This window comes from Rahnella victoriana (assembly GCF_021276285.1).
In the GTDB taxonomy this organism is placed as follows: domain Bacteria; phylum Pseudomonadota; class Gammaproteobacteria; order Enterobacterales; family Enterobacteriaceae; genus Rahnella; species Rahnella victoriana.
This window is the reverse complement of record NZ_CP089919.1, coordinates 3616436-3637362: the sequence shown is the minus strand read 5'-3', so window position 1 is coordinate 3637362 and position 20927 is coordinate 3616436. Positions and strand designations below refer to the sequence as shown.

19 protein-coding genes and 1 other annotated feature are annotated in these 20927 nt (G+C 53.3%); of the genes, 4 read left to right on the top strand and 15 right to left on the bottom strand.

From position 1 onward, the window contains the following. Position 1: 1 nt before the first annotated feature. The 6 genes from J9880_RS16825 to J9880_RS16800 all read right to left on the bottom strand — a co-directional run bounded on the left by J9880_RS16825 (position 2) and on the right by J9880_RS16800 (position 7794). Positions 2-1051 (bottom strand): protein-glutamate methylesterase/protein-glutamine glutaminase, encoded by a 1050-nt coding sequence (locus J9880_RS16825; protein ID WP_095922327.1) that lies wholly within the window; start codon positions 1049-1051, stop codon positions 2-4. Further along, positions 1051-1923, bottom strand: coding sequence for a protein-glutamate O-methyltransferase CheR (cheR, locus tag J9880_RS16820; RefSeq protein ID WP_095922328.1), 873 nt, complete (start codon positions 1921-1923; stop codon positions 1051-1053). The genes J9880_RS16825 and cheR overlap by 1 nt, the downstream gene beginning before the upstream one ends. An 81-nt stretch (positions 1924-2004) precedes the next feature. Continuing rightward, positions 2005-3675: a methyl-accepting chemotaxis protein gene (locus J9880_RS16815; RefSeq protein ID WP_119822394.1), complete on the bottom strand. Its 1671-nt coding sequence runs from the start codon at positions 3673-3675 to the stop codon at positions 2005-2007. A 189-nt stretch (positions 3676-3864) separates the two neighbouring features. Beyond that, a complete protein-coding gene (locus tag J9880_RS16810; RefSeq protein WP_095922330.1) occupies positions 3865-5559 on the bottom strand; it encodes a methyl-accepting chemotaxis protein in 1695 nt (564 codons plus the stop codon). A 99-nt stretch (positions 5560-5658) separates the two neighbouring features. After that, positions 5659-6252, bottom strand: coding sequence for a hypothetical protein (locus tag J9880_RS16805; protein ID WP_195817226.1), 594 nt, complete (start codon positions 6250-6252; stop codon positions 5659-5661). A 66-nt stretch (positions 6253-6318) separates the two neighbouring features. Continuing rightward, positions 6319-7794, bottom strand: coding sequence for an MFS transporter (locus J9880_RS16800; protein ID WP_195817227.1), 1476 nt, complete (start codon positions 7792-7794; stop codon positions 6319-6321). Positions 7795-7908: 114 nt separating this feature from the next. On the opposite strand from J9880_RS16800, the gene J9880_RS16795 reads away from it, so the two are divergent. Next, on the top strand, positions 7909-8922 hold the full coding sequence (locus J9880_RS16795; protein ID WP_095922333.1) for a helix-turn-helix domain-containing protein: 1014 nt from the start codon (positions 7909-7911) through the stop codon (positions 8920-8922). A 299-nt stretch (positions 8923-9221) separates the two neighbouring features. Then, complete coding sequence (locus J9880_RS16790) at positions 9222-9512, top strand: Bor family protein (RefSeq protein WP_133824145.1); 291 nt, start codon at positions 9222-9224, stop codon at positions 9510-9512. Between the two features lie 825 nt (positions 9513-10337). Here the strand turns inward: J9880_RS16790 and J9880_RS16785 are convergent. The 8 genes from J9880_RS16785 to flhD all read right to left on the bottom strand — a co-directional run bounded on the left by J9880_RS16785 (position 10338) and on the right by flhD (position 17414). After that, a complete protein-coding gene (locus J9880_RS16785) occupies positions 10338-10556 on the bottom strand; it encodes a helix-turn-helix domain-containing protein (RefSeq protein WP_131694394.1) in 219 nt (72 codons plus the stop codon). Then, positions 10553-10948: a hypothetical protein gene (locus J9880_RS16780; protein WP_195817229.1), complete on the bottom strand. Its 396-nt coding sequence runs from the start codon at positions 10946-10948 to the stop codon at positions 10553-10555. Before J9880_RS16780 ends, J9880_RS16785 begins: the two co-directional genes overlap by 4 nt. A gap of 695 nt (positions 10949-11643) precedes the next feature. After that, complete coding sequence (gene cheW, locus J9880_RS16775) at positions 11644-12141, bottom strand: chemotaxis protein CheW (RefSeq protein WP_095922337.1); 498 nt, start codon at positions 12139-12141, stop codon at positions 11644-11646. Between the two features lie 83 nt (positions 12142-12224). After that, on the bottom strand, positions 12225-14255 hold the full coding sequence (cheA, locus tag J9880_RS16770) for a chemotaxis protein CheA (protein ID WP_232769650.1): 2031 nt from the start codon (positions 14253-14255) through the stop codon (positions 12225-12227). Between the two features lie 36 nt (positions 14256-14291). Next, positions 14292-15395, bottom strand: a complete 1104-nt coding sequence (motB, locus tag J9880_RS16765) for a flagellar motor protein MotB (RefSeq protein WP_232769649.1) — start codon at positions 15393-15395, stop codon at positions 14292-14294. Next, positions 15392-16282, bottom strand: coding sequence for a flagellar motor stator protein MotA (gene motA / locus J9880_RS16760; protein ID WP_095922340.1), 891 nt, complete (start codon positions 16280-16282; stop codon positions 15392-15394). Before motA ends, motB begins: the two co-directional genes overlap by 4 nt. Positions 16283-16458: 176 nt before the next feature. Further along, entirely contained in the window at positions 16459-17067 is a 609-nt protein-coding gene (gene flhC, locus J9880_RS16755) for a flagellar transcriptional regulator FlhC (protein ID WP_095922341.1), read from the bottom strand. 2 nt (positions 17068-17069) lie between these two features. Further along, positions 17070-17414 carry a flagellar transcriptional regulator FlhD gene (gene flhD, locus J9880_RS16750; protein WP_095922342.1) on the bottom strand — a complete coding sequence of 115 codons (345 nt, stop codon included), beginning with the start codon at positions 17412-17414 and terminating at the stop codon, positions 17070-17072. A 912-nt stretch (positions 17415-18326) separates the two neighbouring features. Here flhD and J9880_RS16745 point away from each other — a divergent pair. After that, positions 18327-18470, top strand: coding sequence for a hypothetical protein (locus J9880_RS16745; RefSeq protein ID WP_165497994.1), 144 nt, complete (start codon positions 18327-18329; stop codon positions 18468-18470). 206 nt (positions 18471-18676) lie between these two features. Here the strand turns inward: J9880_RS16745 and J9880_RS16740 are convergent, their stop codons facing one another. Then, positions 18677-19501, bottom strand: a complete 825-nt coding sequence (locus tag J9880_RS16740; protein ID WP_119822389.1) for an SDR family oxidoreductase — start codon at positions 19499-19501, stop codon at positions 18677-18679. Positions 19502-19830: 329 nt separating this feature from the next. After that, positions 19831-19952: a sequence feature (His leader region), on the top strand. A 73-nt stretch (positions 19953-20025) separates the two neighbouring features. On the opposite strand from J9880_RS16740, the gene hisG reads away from it, so the two are divergent. After that, positions 20026-20925 carry an ATP phosphoribosyltransferase gene (gene hisG / locus J9880_RS16735; protein ID WP_095922344.1) on the top strand — a complete coding sequence of 300 codons (900 nt, stop codon included), beginning with the start codon at positions 20026-20028 and terminating at the stop codon, positions 20923-20925. Positions 20926-20927: the final 2 nt, after the last annotated feature.

Genomic DNA, 20927 nt, shown 5'->3' with positions numbered 1-20927 from the left:
ATTAAATACGTAATGCCTGACCGGCTGATATTTGTGCCAGCATCCGCTGGCTGATTTGGCTGAGATCCACCACTTCGTTTACGCCACCCGTGGCGATAGCCTCACGAGGCATACCGAACACCACACAGCTGGCTTCGTTTTGTGCAAGGGTGTAAGCCCCTGCGCGGTGCATCTCAAGCATGCCGGCGGCTCCGTCATTGCCCATTCCCGTCAGGATCACCCCGACGGCATTGCGTCCGGCGAATTGCGCCACCGAACGGAATAATACGTCGACCGACGGACGATGGCGGTTCACCGCCGGACCGTCGTTCAACTTAACCTGATAGTTGGCACCACTGCGCGCCAGCTCCATATGCCGGTCGCCCGGCGCGATATACGCATGGCCCGGCAGTACACGTTCGCCGTCTTCCGCCTCTTTCACCGTGATCTGACATAACTTGTTCAGACGGTCTGCAAAAGAACGGGTAAAGCCCGGTGGCATATGCTGGGTGATCATCAGCGCCGGACAGGTCGGCGGCAGCGGTTGCAGCACATGGCGGATGGCTTCGGTTCCGCCGGTAGACGACCCGATGGCAATCAGCTTTTCACTGCTCAGCAGCGGCGTATGGCTGAGAATGCGCGGCTGATCAATGTTGACGCTTTTATTCAGACGCGCTTTCGAGGCCGTGCGGATCTTGTCGGCAATCATCTCGCTGTAGGCCAGCATGCCTTCGCGGATCCCCAGTTGCGGTTTGGTGACGAAATCAATCGCCCCCAGTTCCAGCGCACGCAGGGTGATCTCCGAGCCTTTACCGGTCAGCGAGGAGACCATCACCACCGGCATCGGGCGCAGGCGCATCAGTTTTTCCAGAAAATCCAGTCCGTCCATGCGCGGCATTTCGACATCCAGCGTCAGCACATCCGGGTTGAATTTTTTGATGAGATCGCGCGCCACCAGCGGGTCCGGCGCGGTCGCCACCATTTCCATATCCGGGTGGCTGTTGATGATTTCAGTCATCAGCTGACGCATTAACGCCGAGTCATCGACGCTCAACACTCTGATTTTATTCATTACCTCTCCTTGGCGAGGCCGTAGACGGTCTGACCGCGCAAATAAAATTCCCGGCTGATTTGGCTGAAGTTCTCGGAGTGTCCGGCAAACATCAGGCCACCCGGTTTAAGTAACGGAACAAATCGGCGTAAAATTTTCTCCTGTGTTTCTTTATCGAAATAAATCATCACATTACGGCAGAAAATTGCATCAAACGGACCGTTCAGCTGCCACTGGTTTGCCAGCAAATTCAGCTGCTGGAAAGCCACCATTTGCGCCAGTTCGGGACGCACACGCACCAGACCACTGTGCGGGCCGGTGCCTTTCAGGAAAAATTTCTGCAACTGCTGCGGGCTGAGCGTGCGCAGCTCTTCCAGCCGGTACACGCCCGCCGTGGCTTTCTCAAGCACCTGCGTGTCGATGTCACTGGCCTGAATGCGGCAGTTTGCCATGCGCGGCCCGAGTGCTTCGCTCAGCGTCATGGCGATGGAATACGGCTCTTCGCCGGTCGACGCCGCCGTACTCCAGACGCTGTAATTATTCGGACGCGAACGGGCATGCTCCGCCAGGATCGGGAAGTGATGCGCTTCGCGGAAAAATGCCGTCAGGTTAGTGGTCAGCGCATTGATAAACGCCTGCCATTCCGGACTGTTACTGTCATTTTCCAGCAGCGCCATATAGCTGCCGAAATCATTAAGCCCGAGGATCCGCAACCGCCGGACCAGGCGGTTGTAGACCATTTCGCGTTTGTGATCCGCCAGCACAATACCCGCGCGCTGATAGATCAGCTCGCTGATCCGGCGGAAATGGGTATCGGACAGCGGTAAACGCTGGATCATCTGTGCCATGATCGAGGTGTTATCAGCACTCATTGGCGAGCCTGGTTGATTCATGGTGCAGCTCCATTAATGGACAGGTGGTGTTACGGGTACCCAATTACTCTTCATCCGCTGACTTTTCATCAGATGACCCTGTCAGAAGGTTTCCCAGTTATCTGCCGAACCCGCACGCGCGGTGGCCGGAAGTAACGCGGGTTGCGCCACCTGGCGAGGTGTTACGCCCTGAGCCTGCAGGCCACGGCGTGAAACCGCTCCGTCCGCAGAGGCCAGGCGGAACACCGATACTGCCCGGGTCAGATTTTCAGACTCGACTTCCAGCGCATGCGTGGAAGAAGCAGCCTGCTGAACCAGCGTGGCGTTTTGCTGCGTAACCTGATCCATTTGCGTCACGGCAATCGAAACCTGCTCGATCCCACGGCTTTGTTCGTCAGACGCCGACGCGATTTCACCCATAATGTCGGTGACACGGGTTACTGCACGCACGATGTCATCCATGGTATTCCCGGCGGATTCCACCAGCGTTGAACCCTGGCTGACACGGCTGACAGATTCATCAATCAGGGCTTTAATTTCTTTCGCGGCCTGAGCACTGCGTTGTGCCAGACTGCGCACTTCACCGGCGACCACCGCAAATCCACGTCCCTGCTCACCGGCGCGGGCAGCTTCTACCGCCGCGTTGAGTGCCAGAATATTGGTCTGGAATGCAATGCCATCAATGACGCTGGTGATCGCGCTGATTTTCTTCGAGCTGCCCGCAATATCATTCATGGTTTTCACCACATTGCCGGTCAGTTCGCCGCCTTTTTCAGCCGTGTTCGACGCATCACGCGCCAGTTGTGTCGCCTGACGGGCGTTCTCGGCATTCTGCTTCACGGTAGCGGTCAGCTGTTCCATGCTGGCTGCGGTTTCTTCCAGTGCCGACGCCTGTTGCTCGGTACGGGAAGATAAATCAGTGTTGCCGGCGGCAATGCCTTTCAGACCGGAGAACATGGTGTCAGCCCCGTGACGGACGGTACGGACGGTGTCTGCCAGCGACTTCTGCATCTGTTGCAGGCTTTCCAGCATGACTTTGATTTCGTAGCGCCCTTCTACCGTGATCGGCGCGGAGATATCACCGGCACCAATACGGTCAAAATGCCCGCGCATCACGGTCAGCGGCGTAAACAGAATGCGGCGGGTAACGACCAGCGCCAGCGCGGTGAGGGCAATCAGCAATACCAGCACCACCGAGGTGTTGATCATAACGTTCTGGTATGACGCCGCCGTTTGCGCTTTGGCTTGCTGGAAACGTCCGCCCACGTAGGCGACATAATCGCCGACATCTTTCTGGAACTGATCCTGATATTTTTGTGCCGGACCGTTCAGGAAGCCATTCATGTCACCGGTGGACAGCAGGTTAATCAGCGTCTGCAACATGTCATGCAGCGCCTGATAACTGGCTTTGTTCACGGTGGTCAGTTCTGCGGCTTTTTCGGTTCTGCGTGGTAGCGCCAGAAACGCGGCATAAGAATCTTCGGCATTTTTCAGGCTGCTTTTGGCATCCGCTATCAGCTGAGTGATGTTGTCCTGCGGTTGCTGGAGCGCCAGACGTGTTGCTGCACGGTTCAGGGTATTACGGGTTTGCAGCAGATAAGACCAGGTCTGGCTCAGCGCATCGCGTTGTTCCGTGGTGTTGGATATCTGTTCAAAATTCATTTTATCCGTGTGGGCAGCCTGCAGCGATAATCCGCTGTTAACCAGTTGCATTACAAAGAACACTATCAATAACAAAAACATGCAGGTGGACACACGGATGTGCTTAAACATGGATAACCTCGTTAGGTGTCAGCCCTGACCGGCACCTTATTTCTTAATACCCTTCATATTCAGGTCTGCAGTTGCATTGGCTGCTCTCAGTCATCCGGATCTCTTACCGAAGTAAGCGCACCGGGATTTCCTCGTTTGCCGCCTTCCTGCAAACCTGGCTATGTTGGGTAGCGATGTTGATGTACGTGCTTAGAAGGTTTCCCAGTTTTCGGTTAAATCTGTACCCTGCGCTCCACCTGTACCGGCTTTTGAACCTGAAAGGTTCGGAGTCAACAGAGGCAGTCTGGCCGAAGAGGCCGGGTTCTGGCGCACGTTGTTATTTGTGGTCTGACTCAGCGTAAAGACCGCCACGGATTGCGTCAGCAGGCTGGCCTGCTCTTCCAGCGCCGCCGAAGCGGACGCGGATTCTTCCACCAGTGAGGCGTTTTGCTGTGTCACCCGATCCATTTCAGTAATGGCTTGTGCGACCTGCTCGATCCCACGGCTTTGTTCATCCGACGCCGAGGTGATTTCGCCCATAATGTCAGTCACACGTGTGACGGCATTGACCATGTCATGCATGGTTTCACCGGCACTTTCCGCCAGCACTGAACCGGTATTAATACGGCTGACAGAATCATCAATCAGCCCTTTAATTTCTTTTGCTGCCTGTGCGCTGCGTTGCGCCAGAGTACGAACTTCACCGGCCACGACCGCAAATCCACGGCCCTGCTCACCTGCACGCGCGGCTTCAACGGCGGCGTTCAGCGCCAGAATGTTGGTCTGGAAGGCAATCCCGTCAATCACACCGGTAATGTCGGTGATTTTCTTCGAGCTGCTGGCGATGTCATTCATGGTATCGACCACGTTTGCCACCACTTTCCCACCCTTCTGTGCCGTTTCCGATGCGCTCAGCGCCAGCTGGCTGGCCTGACGGGCGTTTTCGGCGTTCTGTTTCACGGTGGCGGTCAGTTGTTCCATGCTGGCTGCGGTTTCTTCCAGCGCGGACGCCTGCTGCTCGGTACGTGAAGACAAATCGCTGTTGCCTGCGGAGATTTCGCTCGCGCCGCTGTAAATCGCATCAGCGCCGTGGCGTACACCGGAGACCGTGCGGATCAGTTCGTCCTGCATGTACTTGAGACTATCGGCAAGCTGGCCGATTTCATTACGGCTTTTCACGACTATTTCGTGCGTCAGATCACCGGTTGCAATTTTGCGGATGGTATCGACGATATTTTTCAGCGGATGGATCAGAACGCGTTGTACGCCGACCCAGGCCAGAACAATGAAAATAGCCAGTACAATCAGCACAGTGCCCAGCATCCACATGGCGTGGTGGAAAGAGTTGTCGCTGATTTTTACCGCGTTGTCGTAGAGGTGATCGTTCTGATCGATATAGGTGACGAACGCTTTTTCGAAGTTATCCTGATATTGCTGAGTCGGTTGTTCGAAGAAGTCATTGATACGCCCCAGACCAATCAGCTCAATCAGTTCAGAAAGTGCGTCGTGCAGCACCTGATATTGCTTTTTAGCCTCTTCCGCGTATTGCGGGTTCTGGCTGGCATCCACCGGGATTTTTTGATAATTGGCAAAGTGCTGATCGGCGATTTGCAGATCTTTCGTCGCCGTATCGATCAGTTCCTTGACCGTTGCCCCGCTCCCCATCTGGTTAGCGTCAAGCATGAACCGGATACCCGCGCGGTTCAGGGTGTTACGGGTTTGCAGCAGATAAATCCAGCTGGCATTAAATTCTGCCTGCTGTAAACGGATCTGCTGTGATGTGGTGAAATTGTCTTTGTCTGTCTTCAGGGATTTAAAGAACAGGCCACCGGATACCAACTGTAAAGCACCGAAGACCACCAGTAAGATCACGATGCCCGTGACCACTTTCATACGGTTAAACATGTTGTTCCTTTTCAAATGAGAATTATCTGGAACAGTTATCGGCAGACAGAAGAGGAACTTTATGTGATAGGGATCAGATTTTTTTCGGGGGGAATGAGATCAGGCCACGGTGGCGACAAAACTCTTTAAAAGTGCGATGCGATGGCTATCCGGACTGACCAGAAGATCGTGGTGAATCATCAGCACCACGCCTTTCAGCAGCTCGGTGGTGTTGTCGATTTGGGAAAGGTTTTTGAGCTTTTCGATATCATTGCCAATCTCACGCCCTTTCAGCGAGAGACGCTTATTGGCCAGACCGGTCGCCAGTTCAGAGGTCAACATGGTGACCATACGCATAGCCGCTTCCGGATTTGAGGCCAGCTGATGAATGTAATACTTCAGCAGTAACGGCACGAAATCAGGGGTTGCCCCCAATTCCGCGCTGGCCAGATTCAGCAGATCAATCATGTGCGCAGGCACACGGGTTTCCACGGCTTTACGTTGTACCTGCAGCTGTTTACGGATGGCAGGCACAGACTGATAAGGGATTACCGCGACATTGCCGCAGGTTTTGCACACGCCCGCGATGATATTTTTCACCACACCACTGCCGTCATCAAACGGCACATCGCGCAGCTGATAGCTCACCGTGCGAAAAGCCTCACACACGCCGCACATCGCCTTTTTCTCATCCCCTACTTTACAAATATTCATATTCTTCCTTAATGATGAACACTGATAAAAACACTGCCCGCAATGTACGCCACCCGTCGTACATCCTCAAGTTTTCATTGCGGTTCGGGCTTTGTTTTGCCGTCTGACGTTAAACAGCACATAACTCATCAGTGACAGCATCCACACCCCGACCATGCCGTAGACCAGAATGACGGCAAAACCCTCCGTCAGCGCCTGCGTAATCTGCCCACCGGGCAAGCCATCTGTCACTGCGCCACCGGCAATACGTTCTGCCAGAGAAGACAGTTCCCCTGCGGCTGGCATGACCTTTTTCAGGCTCGCGGCAATTCCCGCCACCAGCAGGCTGCCCATCAGCGCAATGTTGATTGCCAACGTGATCAGCCGTGCGCTGATATCAATGCCCGAGGCCATTCCCGCGCGGTTTGCTGCGACCGAACCGGTGGTAGTGTTAGTGACCGGGGTATTGGTCAGCCCGAGCGCCATGCCTGCCAGCAACGCGCCGGGCAACAGGCTCAGATGATGAACCACCGCGATGTGCATCAGCATAAAGCCCGCACCGATTGCGAATAACCCGCCCGGGATCAGCCGGGACGCACCAAAACGCGCCGTCAGCTTTTCGCCCAGCGGCGGCATCAGCAAAGTCGGTAAGGTGTAGGCCAGCAGCGCCAGACCAGTGGATACGCTGTCGTAGCCCAGCCCGCCCTGGTAATAGACCGGCAGATAAATCATCAGCGGCCAGAAGCTGAAGTTCATGCCAATGGATCCCATCAGCGCCCCGGAAAATGCGCGGATGCGAAAAACAGAGAAATCGAACATCGGATGCGGATGGCGTTTTTCAATCCAGATGAACATCGCAGCACTGACGGCAGTCGCCAGCAGAACGGCGCCTGCGGTGAGGCTGTTCCAGCCCAGACTGCTGCCCTGCGTAATCAGGAACGTCGCGCCCATCACCGTGACCGACAGCGTAATCAGTCCGCCGAGGTCCAGTTTTTGGGACTGTCCGTCACGGGATTCCACCACGTTTTTCAGCGCCAGAATCAGGGTCAGTACGGCGATAAATACGTGAACCAGAAACACCCATCGCCAGCTCAGCCAGGCAACAAGTATGCCGCCGATGACCGGGCCAAATCCCAGCCCGAAACCAAAGGTTATTCCCCATGCAGCGAAAGCCCGGCTGCGTGGTTTTCCTTGCGGAAATTGCGACGAGAGAATAGCGATCAGGCAAGTCAGCATCGCACCGCCACTCAGCCCCTGCGCGAAACGTCCTGCGATAAGCCATTGCGCACTGCCTGCTAAACCACATAACAGTGACGTCAGTCCGAACGCAGCAATACTGAGGATAAAAACACGTTTTCGACCGTAGCGATCGGCCAGCGTGCCGGTCGCCATCAGTACCGTGGTACAGGCCAGCGTATAGGCGTTCATGATCCACTGAAGTTCACGGAAGCTGGCATGCAGTTGCTGTTCAAGTACCGGTGATAATACGGGTACGCTGGAGATTTCCAGTCCTGACATCAGAGCCGCCAGACATACCGCCATCAGGGCGAAGGTGTTTTTCATGCTGAAATCCTGCAAGGGTAAGAGACGCACAGCATGGAAGATTGACGGCGGCGTAGAAATCCGCGCGGATGCCATGTATCGTCAAGATCATGCCAATCTGATGGTTTTCCTTTTATGCAAAACGCTGGTCTGTCATTGATGTCTTCCCCGCGCAATCCTGCTCCGCGAAACCGGCGGCTGGTGCTGCTGGCCTACGAGTGTCTGTGTACCTTCGAGTTCGGGACAGCCGTCGAAGCGTTTGGTCGCGCCGATGAACTCACCGGCGAACCGCTGTATGAGTTATCCGTCGCCTCCGTCGAGGAAGGGACGTTTGGCGCACAAGGCGGCGTGCGGCTGGTGGTCGATGGCGGGCTGGAACTGCTGGAAGATGCGGGAACCATTGTCATCCCCGGCTGGCGAAGCATCCACGAACCGGCCTCTGACCGGCTGATCGCGGCCCTGCAAACAGCACATCGTAACGGCTCGAGGATTGTGTCGATCTGCGCGGGAAGTTTCGTGCTCGGCGCTGCCGGTTTACTGGACGGCAAACGCGCCACCGCGCACTGGAACAGCACCGATGTGCTGGCGCAGCGATTTCCGCGGGTACAGGTTGAACATGGCATGATTTATGTCGATGAAGGCAGCATTATCACCTCAGCCGGTGGCGCGGCGGGCGTCGATTTGTGTCTGCACCTGATCCGCCGCGATTACGGCATTGAAGTCGCTAACCGCACCGCGCGCAGGATGGTGACGCCGCCGCTGCGTGAAGGCAATCAGGCGCAGCTGATACAACAGCCAGTGCCGCGGCATCCGGCAAAAACCCTCGCTCCGCTGCTCGATGATTTACGCAGCCATCTCAATACGCCGCTGGTGATTGATCAACTCGCCGCACAAGCTGGCATGAGCCGCCGTACCTTCCTGCGTCGTTTTCATGATGCTACCGGCACCACGCCGGGCGAATGGATGCTGAGCGTAAGGCTGGAAAAAGCCTGCGCCCTGCTGGAAAACGGCACACTGAGTATCGACCGCGTCGCCGAACAGGCCGGTTTCGGATCGCCGGAAACTTTACGCCATCACTTCCGCCAGCGGCTCGGGACGACGCCCTCACAGTGGCGAAAGGCGTTTGTTGAACGGGATTTGGTGGGGTGAGTGCTGAGGCTGGCTGGACGGCAGTGAACAGTCAGCCCAATCGTGATCCGCATAAATACGCAGCGTTTATTATTAGTATAATGGCTGAATATTATTGATTATCATTCATATTAAAATGCAACCGGCTAATAACCTTTACCCTCCGTTAATACAACACAGAAAAGCCTCAATCCTCACATAGTTCAACACAGAGTAAACCAAGTACTTTAATAACGAATAATAGTGAGTGGTCGGATTTGTGAAAGTATCAACAGGCCAGAATATATGATTTCACCTCTTTATTATCAATATGAGTTATCATGAAAAAATTAATTATTTCGGTCCTTGCTGTCACTGCATTGTCAGGCTGCGCTCAACAGACATTCAAATTAAATGAGGGTATTGCAGAGCAACCCGCTCATGTTACCAGACAAGCTTTCTTCGTTAATGGTATTGGGCAAGAACATACAATAGACGCAGCAAAAATTTGTGGCGGCGCAAATAAAGTTGTTCGTACTGAAGTTCAGGAATCAGGTATGGATGTATTCCTGCGCATCATCACTTTAGGAATATATACACCTCGTGAAGCAAGAGTTTATTGCACGAAATAATAACTCATGATGATTTTTTATAAATGCCTGCTGTCATTGCTAAAGATGATTAGCAGGCATCTTTTAAATCAGATCTTAGTATTAATTAATTTTACAACGCCTGTGGTCTCAATAATCAGATCGCGCCCTCCGGCATTGACCTGCGATCTTGAGCTGCCTGTGCGGCAGTGAACTCAAAGCAGCACGCTTTGCTTTTGCTCCTTCCCCTCTCACGAGGGGAAGGCTGGGATGGGGTGTGGGTTTGATGGAAACGCAAACAGTTAAGCCGTCTTTAATACCCCACCCCAACCCTCCCCTTCGCAGGGGAGGGAGCCGGTCTCAGTTGTAGTTGATTTCGGTGTAACGGCTCGGCCAGATGGTTTCGGCTTTTACGCCGATGGCTTCGGCAACCCCAGCATGGATACGGGATATGTTACTCAGCCTTTCTAAGCGGCCTATGCGGCAGTGAACTGTTGGGTTTTCAGGTTTAGGCGTTGAACTGCAAAAGATTATTCCTATTTCGGCAGAAATACCCTCTTTTTTATGTGGCTTGCGTGATTTAGTAAAATCAATGAGTTAGAAAGGGTGCAAAAAATAGGGTCAGTTCACAGATGCCATTAATACCCCACCCCGGCCCTTCCCTTCGCAGGGGTGGGAGCTAACTGAGCACTTTCTCAGCAATGTCTGGCGGCCAGACCGGGGCGGTTTTTAGCTCCTCCCCCTGCGAAGGGGGAGGTTGGGAGGGGGTTTTAAATACAAAGCAATGAGTTAAAGCACACTTTGAATTTAGTTTTTGACCTTAATACCCCACCCCAGCCCTCCCCTTCGCAGGGGAGGGAGCCGTTCTCAGTTGTATTTGATTTCGGTGTAACGGCTCGGCCAGATGGTTTCGGCTTTTACGCCGATGGCTTCGGCAATCAGCCTTTCACCTTTCGGCCATTTGCGGGTTAACGCGTTCGACAGCGTGGAGGAACACAGCCCCGCGCGGCGTGACACCGCCGCCAGTGTGGTGCCCTTCTTTCTGATCGCCGCAATAATGTCGGCCTGATGCCAGTCTTTTTTCATGCGTCAAACTCCTCAGATGAGGAATACAGCGAACAGCGCAGCATTTCAAAACGCTCCCACAAGATATACGCGATGATCTCTTTTATCTTTCTGTCGTGCAGCGTCATCAGTGTGAAGTTCAGCGCCATGCACTGGTCGCAAAGTTCGTCGGGTTCGAGATCGGCGTAATCATATAAGCCGTCGTCCAGCGGTATGCCTAAATCTTTCCGGTGCTCAGGAACGGGCAGCGATAACGTCGCTTCAAGGCATTCAAGCTGGTTTTGCAGCATCACGCAAAGTCTGTCCTGTGCGCCTTTATTTTGCGGATTCACCAGTGCGTGCGCCAGCAAACGGCAGCGATCGGTGAGTGTCCATGAATCGGGGGATGTGTCGTTGGTATCTATTGTCTTCATTGACTGAAACCTATGGCAGATTGCATATCTGCTACCACCTAAGCTCCTACGCAAAAGTGGTAACCCAAGCGGGGGTAGGAGATCGGTCTACCGTCCGACCAGCCCGAAGGCTGCCCCGCCTGAGTCACCAAAACAATATACGTTAAAAAACGTTTTATAAAGATGATTCAAAGCGATAGCACACATATACGGTGCTACGGCAGAAAACCAGGCTCCTACACCCGACTGCGGATTTTGCCGCAGCGAGCAGACAATAACTGGATATCCACACATTAAAAATGGGCAAATCGCGGAGATGAGATACTGCTTCCAAGGAGTTTTTATGGTTTGCAGTAAGTTGCAGAGATGCCATTAATACCCCATCCCGGCCTTCCCCTTCGCAGGGGAAGGAGCAAGACAATCCCCTTCCGCCTTTGATTTTGGAGAGAAGCAGAACGAGGATTTTATTCAATCTTATCTGGCGTGATCAAAAATCTTGCTGAACGGAGCGGCTTCGAGACCGGAGGCTCGAAGACCGAGAGAAGGTATCGCGGAGCGACAAGATTTTGCGCCACACGCGGCGGTGACAGAACATGTCCGTCGTGCCTGCGACAGCGCGCAGTGAAAAGAGCGTGGAGTCCAGAGGCCCGCGCGACTGCGGGTCTCTGGGCCAGTGTGGGCGGCGAGCCCACGACCTTGACCTTAAAAAACGAAAATCAAATTTTCGTCACCGAATCCACTAAGGCCATTTCTTCACTGCTCAGCAGCTTCTCAATATCCACCAGGATCAACATACGGTCACCGAGCGACCCTAACCCTGTCAGGTATTCCGTCGACATGGTCACGGCAAATTCCGGGGCCGGGCGGATCTGATCCTGGCTCAGGGACAGCACGTCTGACACGCCGTCAACCACGATCCCGACGACGCGGTTTTCGAAGTTCAGGACGATCACGACGGTGTTTTCGTTGTAAATCACATCTTCCTGCGCGAATTTCACGCGCAGGTCGAGGATGGGCACGATGACACCACGCAGGTTGGTGACACCTTTAATAAATGCCGGGGTGTTCGCAATGCGGGTTACCTGATCGTATCCGCGGATTTCCTGCACTTTCAGGATATCGATGCCGTATTCTTCATCGCCCAACGTAAAGATCAGAAATTCCTGACCTACTGTTTCGCCCGCAATTTTTGACACGGTTGCAAGTCCTGCCATGTTGTTCACCTTTGCTTTTATCTTTAAATCGGCCTGAGTTTTTCACACCCGGCGACGTTTAAGGCCGCCGGAAGCTTTGCTTGTTATGCGGCAGTGGCACCGGTTGCTAATTTGTCGCGGTTCAGTGACTGCAAGGCAGACACGTCCACGATCAGCGCCACGCTGCCGTCGCCCAAAATGGTGGCGGCGGAAATGCCCGGTACTTTGCGATAGTTGCTTTCCAGGTTTTTCACCACAACCTGATGCTGACCAATCAGCTGGTCAACCAGCAAGGCGTAGCGACGTCCGGCGCTTTGCAAAATAACCACAATGCCCTGCGTGGCTTCGGTTTTCGCGTCTTCAACATCAAAGACGTTGTAAAGCTCAACCAGCGGCAGGTATTCGCCGCGCACCTGCAGAACCCGCTCACCACCGGCCAGCGGATGCAAATCTTCCGCCAGCGGTTGCAGGGATTCCATCACCGCATTGAGTGGCAGAATGAAGACTTCTTCGCCCACTTTCACGGACATGCCGTCGAGGATAGCCAGTGTCAGCGGCAGCAGGATGCGGATAGTGGTGCCTTTGCCCTGCTGGGAATGGATTTCAACGTGACCGCCCATTTCCTGAATGTTACGTTTCACCACGTCCATGCCCACACCGCGACCGGATACGTCGGTGACTTTTTCTGCCGTCGAGAAACCTGCGGCGAAAATCAGCATGCCGACTTCTTCGTCGCTCATGTTGTCGTTGACGTTCATGCCCTGCGATGCGGCCTTCGCCAGAATACGTTCGCGGTTCAGACCGGCACCGTCATCGATCACTTCGATGCAGATGTTTCCGCCCTGATGTTCGGCTGACAGTGTCAGGTTACCGGTCGCTTCTTTGCCGTTAGCCACGCGCACTTCCGGCGTTTCCACACCGTGATCCAGACTGTTACGCACCAGGTGCGTTAACGGGTCGATGATGCGTTCGATCAGGCTCTTATCCAGCTCGGTGGAACTGCCGAGCAGGGTCAGTTCGATTTGCTTGTTCAGTTTGCTGGCCAGATCGCGAACCAGACGCGGGAAGCGGCTGAACACGAATTCCATCGGCATCATACGGATCGACATCACCGATTCCTGCAAATCACGGGCGTTGCGTTCAAGCTGACCCATGCTGTTGAGCAGGTCGCTGTGAACCACCGGATCCAGCAGGTCTGAACGCTGCGCCAGCATTGACTGGGTGATCACCAGTTCGCCTACCAGGTTGATCAGCTGATCGACCTTTTCGACGGCCACGCGGATGCTGGTTGATTCCGGTGCTTTCGGTGCGCGGGCTTTCGCCGGTTCACCGTTCGGTACCGCAGTCAGTACCGGTGCCGGACGGGCGACGACTGCCGGAGCCGGGGCCACTTCCGCCACTACCGGCGCGCTGACAGCCACCACGTCAGCCGCAGCAGATCCCACAGGCTGAGTGAAACTGATTTGTTCCGGTTCCAGCACGAAACACAGGACGGCAATGATGTCGTCTTCGGTCACCGTGGTGATAAGCGTCGCTTCCACGCTGTCATCGGTCTGCACCGGGTCTTTGATCTCGCCGAGATTACCCAGTTCTTCCAGCATCACAGGCACTTCCTGTGTTTTCAGGCCGGAAAGGCGCACACGTAAACCGCCCTTGCCTGCCGCCGGAGCAACGGGTGCAGGCGCAGCAGCCTGAGCCACCGGCGCTTCTTCAACCACGTGAAGATCGGGCGCAGGTTCACGCGCCTGTTGCGCTTCGAGGGCCAGTTGTCTCAGGGCCGCGCAGATATATTCAAAGCTTTCTGCGTCAGGATCCCGGGATGATTTATAGGCGTCGAGTTGCTCCTGCATAATGTCTTTTGTTTCCAGAAACAGGTTGATGATGTCGGTGCTCAGGCTCATTTCAGCACGACGAGCACCGTCGAGCAGGTTTTCCAGTAAGTGAGTCGTTTCCTGTAAAACCGTAAATCCAAACGTGGCTGCGCCGCCTTTGATTGAGTGCGCCGCGCGGAAAATCGCGTTGAGCTGCTCAATGTCGGGCGCCTGCGGATCAAGCAACAACAGATGTTGTTCCATGTCCGCCAGCAACTCGTCTGCTTCATCAAAAAATGTCTGATAAAAATCAGTAATATCCATGCTCACGTGATCACCTCTGCTGTGAATCGCGGCTTGTTAATGTGTCGCAGGTGCCGTGCCTGCCGCGACAGCCGGAGCTGCCGTCGCAGGTTGAGCGCCTGCCGATGGTGTCACTGGCGTCTGCGTCTCAATCCCGGGTATTGATGGTACGTTTTCTGGTGCTGCCGGTGCCGGACTTGCCTGTGGCGCTAACGCCGCGGCGGCCGGAGCCGGACTCATTTGTGGTGCTAATGCCGGCACTGTACGTGTGCCTTGTACTTGTCTTTGCAGCTCGCCCGCGTCACTGATCGTGATCGCCTCGCCCTCACTGTTTTCCCGTTCAATCGCTTCTTCGGCGTGTTTGTTCAGGACTAAAATACTGATACGACGGTTAATGGCGTCGCCTGCCGGATGGTTTTTCAGTTGCATCGAGGAACCCATGCCCATCACGCGCAGGATTTTCCCTTCGCTCAGGCCGCCGATCATCATCTCGCGACGTGACGCGTTGGCGCGGTCTGTGGACAACTCCCAGTTGCTGTAGCCGCGTTCACCGGTGGCATACGGCATGTCGTCGGTATGACCTGCCAGACTGACTTTATTCGGGAAATCATCGAGAACCGGCGCAATCGCCCGGAGGATATCGCGCATGTACGGTTCAACAATCGCACTGCCAAGCTGGAACATCGGGCGGTTTTTGCTATCGATAATCTGAATACGCAAACCCTGCTCAGTCAGGTTAATCATCAGATGCGGGCGTAAATCTTTCAGCCGCGGATCGGATGCCAGCATGTCTTCCAGTTTCTGTTGTAATCTTTGCAAGTCACCGGCTTCGCGACGGCTTTCGCCTTGTGACTGATCCATTTTGTGCACTTCGCCGTCCTGCACCGTCGGGTCTTCGCCGCCGCCCGGGATCGGGCTGGTGGCATCGCTGCTGCGCGGCCCGCCGGTGATCGCCACCGCAAGGGGCGTACGGAAGTATTCGGCAATTTGCACCAGTTCTTTAGGGCTGGAGATGGAAATCAGCCACATCACCAGGAAGAAAGCCATCATCGCTGTCATAAAGTCAGCGTAAGCAATCTTCCACGACCCGCCGTGATGCCCTCCGCCGTGTTTACCTTTTTTCTTACGAACAACAACGATTGGATGGCTTTGATGCTTCATACTTTTTCTTCTTCAGTTTGTTTCTGACCCGGCGACTTGACCTGGCGAACATGCTCCTCCAGTTCAATAAAGGAAGGTCGCTCAGAGGTGTACAAGGTTTTACGGCCAAACTCGACGGCGATTTGTGGCGCATAACCGTTGATGCTCGACAGTAATGTCACCTTGATGCACTGCATCATTTTGGCGTTTTCAGCACTCTTCTGGCGCAGTACGCTGGCCAGCGGAGAGATAAAGCCGTAAGCCAGAAGGATACCGAGGAAGGTCCCGACCATTGCGTGAGCAATCAATGCCCCCAGTTCTGCTGCCGGGCGGTCTGCGGCGGCCAGGGTGTGTACGATCCCCATCACCGCGGCCACGATACCGAAGGCCGGAAGTGAGTCACCGACCAGCGCCAGGCTGTTGGCAGGCACTTCACTTTCGTGCTCGTAGGTTTCGATTTCCTCGTCCATCAGTGCTTCGATTTCGAACGCATTCATGTTGCCGCTGACCATCAGACGCAGATAGTCCGTCAGATATTCGACTAAATGTTTATCGGCAAGGATGCGCGGATAATTAGCGAAAATGTCGCTTTCAGCCGGATTGTCGATGTCATTTTCCAGCGACAGCATCCCCTGCTGGCGTGATTTGGCGAGTAAGCGGTACAGCAGCGCCATCAGATCCATGTACAACGCTTTGTTGTATTTCGACGCGCGGAACAGCTGCGGCAACGCGCGCATAGTGGATTTGATCGCTTTGCCGTTGTTACCGACAAAGAAGGCACCGATACCGGCACCGCCGATGATGAGTAATTCTGCGGGTTGGTATAACGCGCCCAGTTCACCGCCGACGAGCATGAAACCGCCGAAGACTGAGCCCATTACCACGATGTAACCTATTATCACTAGCACGATGAATCCTTAATTCGATGTGGTTTTAGGGCGAGGTAAAACGCGCGCCATGTGTCTGACAGACCTTGCAGCAGGATCGTGCATAAAAGGTGCCAGAGAATGACTGAGATGTTCGGGGGAGAAATGATGAGCGGTGGTAGCCACCGCTCAGAACGACTTACTGCAACCCAACTATCTCAAACTGCGCGCTTGACCTGTTCGTCCAGCTCTTGAGATGTTATATCGGCAACCTGCGGGGAAAGTTTACGTTTTTTTACTGCTCGGGATGGGGGCTGGCAAAGACTGCAAACAAACCCATGACGGGGCTGGTGTGCATGGGTGATAAATGAACCGTCACAGCAGTTACAGGCGGAAAGTTGCAACATGCCGCTGTCGACAAACCGTACCAATGTCCAGGCACGAGTCAGCGCGAGGATCGGCGCTTCACCCGGTTGTTCAGGACATTGTTCCAGATATAAACGGTAGGCCTTAATCACCGCTTCCACGCCGTTACAATGGCCGCTCTTCAACAGGAAAGAGTACGCATTGTAAAACATCGAGGAATGAATGTTTTGTTCCCATGTCATGAACCAGTCAGTGGAAAAGGGCAACATTCCTTTCGGCGGAGGGCTTCCGCGCAATTCTTTGTACAGTTTGATCAGCCGGCCACGACTCAGTTGCGTTTCGCTTTCCAGCATCTGCAATCTGGCACCCAGCGTAATCAGTTCCATCGCCAGCTGAATGTCCCGTGCTTCCTGAACAATACTTTTTTCTGCCGGTTTGGTTGACGCATCTCTACCAGACATAGCTACGCCCTTTTCTTCATCACGCCGCTGTCTTTCGCAGCGAGGCCTTTCAGCAGGTGACTGGACAACAGGATGCCGGTATGGATTTGTTGTAAGTCATCCACACGCGATTCCTGCGTCAAGCGTTCAATTGTCTTGCTGTCATCAAAGCGGAACTGACACAAAAGCTGGTTCGTTTCAGCTAACTTCACCATCTGCGGCAGCGTGAGCTGGCCGAGGGTGTCTGCCATTACGTCATCAATCCCCAGACGAAACATCGCTGAGGCTTTCTCGTCGTTAATCAAACGCTGTGCCAACAGTAAATATGACAGGTTGATATCATATATGTGCTTAAGCAATTCGGACATTCTGTTCTACCCCATTACCGATGCCGCTTTTTTAAAGGCGGCTGATTGATAGACATATTCCATGCAGCAAGAGTTTTACCCGGCGTGACAGGAGTATTTTTTACTATCAAAACAATTGGATCATTGGCTGATTAATAAATCTCACGATGAAAAAAGATTTATCCCGCGGTATTTACTTCACCGCCAATACAAAGTTGTTCCTGATGTAAACTAAATTAATTGTGACAATTGCACTGCTAAGTAATCGAAAAACACTTCAGTTTTTATGTACTGGCAGGGTCCGTTGCTGTGATGACGTCTCATTCAGTGAAACGCTTTTACATACATTATTAGGAATAATCTTACTACGACGCAACTCTAACCCCGTTTCCTTTATACATACAATCTTACCGTTGCCGAATTTTGAATAAAGTGTGACACGCATCACACTTTATAAATTTATTTTGTCTCTAAAAGTGCAATTTATCGTAAAAATTTGCGCACTTTTAAGCCAAAAGTAAAAAACCGTCTAAAAAACTCCTCACAAACTGCGTTTTTTAGCCATTTTTAGATCATTTTGTACAAAGTCCATCTAAAGCCAAATGATTAGCACACGCAGCAATTAATGATAGTTCAGGCAGGGTTTTGTGCTGGAAATTTAGAATAGCATGATCATTGTGCTAATTATGCGCAACCCAGTCATGCTGCGGGCTGTCGGGGAGTAGTCTGAGATAATTTTGGTTAAAATAAGCGCAGATTGTTTTGAATCCGTGAGCAACCACGCGGTTTCAAAAGCAAAAAGACAATGATTGTAACAATTTGTGATCAAACACGGGACGTCATCCAGTCTGTCGACTAGATTGATAAGAAGAAATGATGGAACGGCGGACTGTTGCCGTACAAACCTATCGGCAACTCTTCAGGAAAACTTTAATGATTGTGCTTAAAAAAGTGGTTTATACCGCTCAATGGCAAATAAAAAGCGCAGGATTAGGAATTTTATTACTGATGCAGCATCCACCGCCACTTTCATCCCCAAAAAAGCGAATAAAACGCATCTTTAACTCTGCTTATTAAGCGTATAAGAGAATGACCGGAAGAAACGGAACGTCATTAAGCAGGCTAATTAATGGCATGAGAATAAATAAGGGGCATTTGGCCGCGCAAAACCTTTCCCTCAAAATGAAGCGGTTAGTTACTGAACATTAATCCGTCACATTTTGAACACCTGCCGGAATTTCCGGCAGGTCATAACATATTATTATTTAAACCGCGTTTAGCGACTAAAAAGGCATAGCTTGCGGATCAGGGTACTGGTATTCGAAGCCGAGTTCTTTGCAGATCCGCCCGCCATCCACGACTTTTCCTTTACCTGCTGAAGTCTGTTCAGCAAAGGTTGGGGGTTGCAGCCCCATCTGCCTGGCCAGCGCAGGATAAAAGTCGGCTTTGGCCGGGTGAGCAGGCGCGCAAAGGTTATAGGTGTGGCCGCCTTTGGGCAGGCTCAGCAATAAGGTTATTGCTGCCACCACGTCGTCCTGATGCACCAGGTTGACGCCATGCGTCCCGTCCTTCACATCTGTCTTACCGGCCATAAAGCGACCCGGATGGCGATCGCCGCCAACCAGTCCCGCCAGCCGCAACACATCCACGGATGTGTTCGGCAAATCATGGAACCAGTTTTCCAGCTCTTTCAGCACTTTTCCGCTGGCCGTGACCGGTTCAAGAACCGCGTCTTCACGGACCACCCCTTCCGCCTCGCCATAAACAGAGGTCGAACTGGTGAAGATGATGCGTTTGACGTTATGCGCCAGCGCGCTGTCGGTTAACATCTGGACCGCCTGAAAGTAAAGTTCGCTGCCTTCGACCGTTCTCCGCGCCGGTAAGGTGATGATCAGCGCATCAACGTTGAGCAGACGATCGAGATCTTCCGCTTCGCATTCCATTTCAGGCGTGAATACCAGCGGAAAACATTCGATGCCCACCATTCGCGCCGCATCCACACCATCCAGGGTCGTTTTACTGCCCACGACGTCATATCCTCTCGACGCCAGCGCCATTGCCAGTGGCATTCCCAGCCAGCCCAGACCGATAATCGAAACCTTCTTCATACGTCACTCCGTTTGTTCAGTGGCATTTGGCATCACTGCGCCAGTTGCTGCTCTCTCTTCCTTTATACTAGCAAACGCGGTGTTTTCCCCGCCCCGTCTGCGTAAGGTTTTCTTTGCGTCTGTTAACAGATCATTCATGATTACGATGAAACTACCGCTGCGGATAAGAAAAACTCATCATCGGAAAAAAAGGTTGCGCTGCGGCCGCCCGATAGTTTAGTTTTATTGGCAATGAATTTGATGCGTGTGGCGAATGATTCAATACTGAATCTCGCGGCACCTGAATAAACGCACAGAGACACTGACATGACAAACGTTCTGATTAACCACCATCATCACCATCACCCTGACTAGTCTTTCAGGCGATTGGTGCTGGGAGACTGTTTAGATCTTCCAGTGGCGCAGAACGCAGAGATAGCCCCCGGAAGATGACTTCCGGGGGCTTTTTTTTGGCCTGACGGATTGAAGATAAGAAATTAGAAATTCACGATTTTACGATAAATAATTAAGAAACTGAGGTCATCATGCTGGATAAAACACGTTTACGGATAGCAATGCAGAAGTCTGGTCGCCTGAGCGATGAATCACGCGAACTGCTCGCCCGCTGCGGGATTAAAATCAACCTGCAGGAACAGCGCCTGATCGCCTTCGCAGAAAACATGCCGATCGACATTTTGCGCGTGCGTGATGACGATATCCCGGGGCTGGTCATGGATGGCGTGGTCGATCTGGGCATCATCGGTGAAAACGTGCTGGAAGAAGAGTTGCTGAGCCGCCGCGCTCAGGGCGAAGATCCGCGTTACTTCACCCTGCGTCGTCTGGATTTCGGCGGCTGTCGTCTGTCGCTGGCCACACCGCTGGACACCGATTACACCGGTCCGCAGAGCCTGCAAAATGCCCGTATCGCCACCTCCTACCCTCACCTGCTCAAGCAATACCTCGATAAGAAAGGCGTCGATTTCAAATCCTGCCTGCTGAACGGTTCGGTCGAAGTCGCGCCGCGCGCCGGTTTGTCAGACGCCATTTGTGACCTGGTGTCCACCGGTGCCACGCTGGAAGCCAACGGCCTGCGCGAAGTCGAAGTGATTTACCGCTCCAAAGCCTGTCTGATCCAGCGCGACGGTGAAATGCCGCAAGAGAAACAACTGCTGATCGACAAAATGATGACCCGTATTCAGGGCGTGATTCAGGCCCGCGAATCCAAATACATTATGTTGCACGCGCCAAGTGAGCGTCTGGACGAAATCATTGCGCTGCTGCCGGGCGCGGAACGTCCGACCATTCTGCCGCTGGCAGGCGATCAGCAACGCGTGGCGATGCACATGGTCAGCAGCGAAACCCTGTTCTGGGAAACAATGGAGAAACTGAAAGCGCTGGGCGCCAGCTCCATTCTGGTTCTGCCAATCGAAAAAATGATGGAGTAATG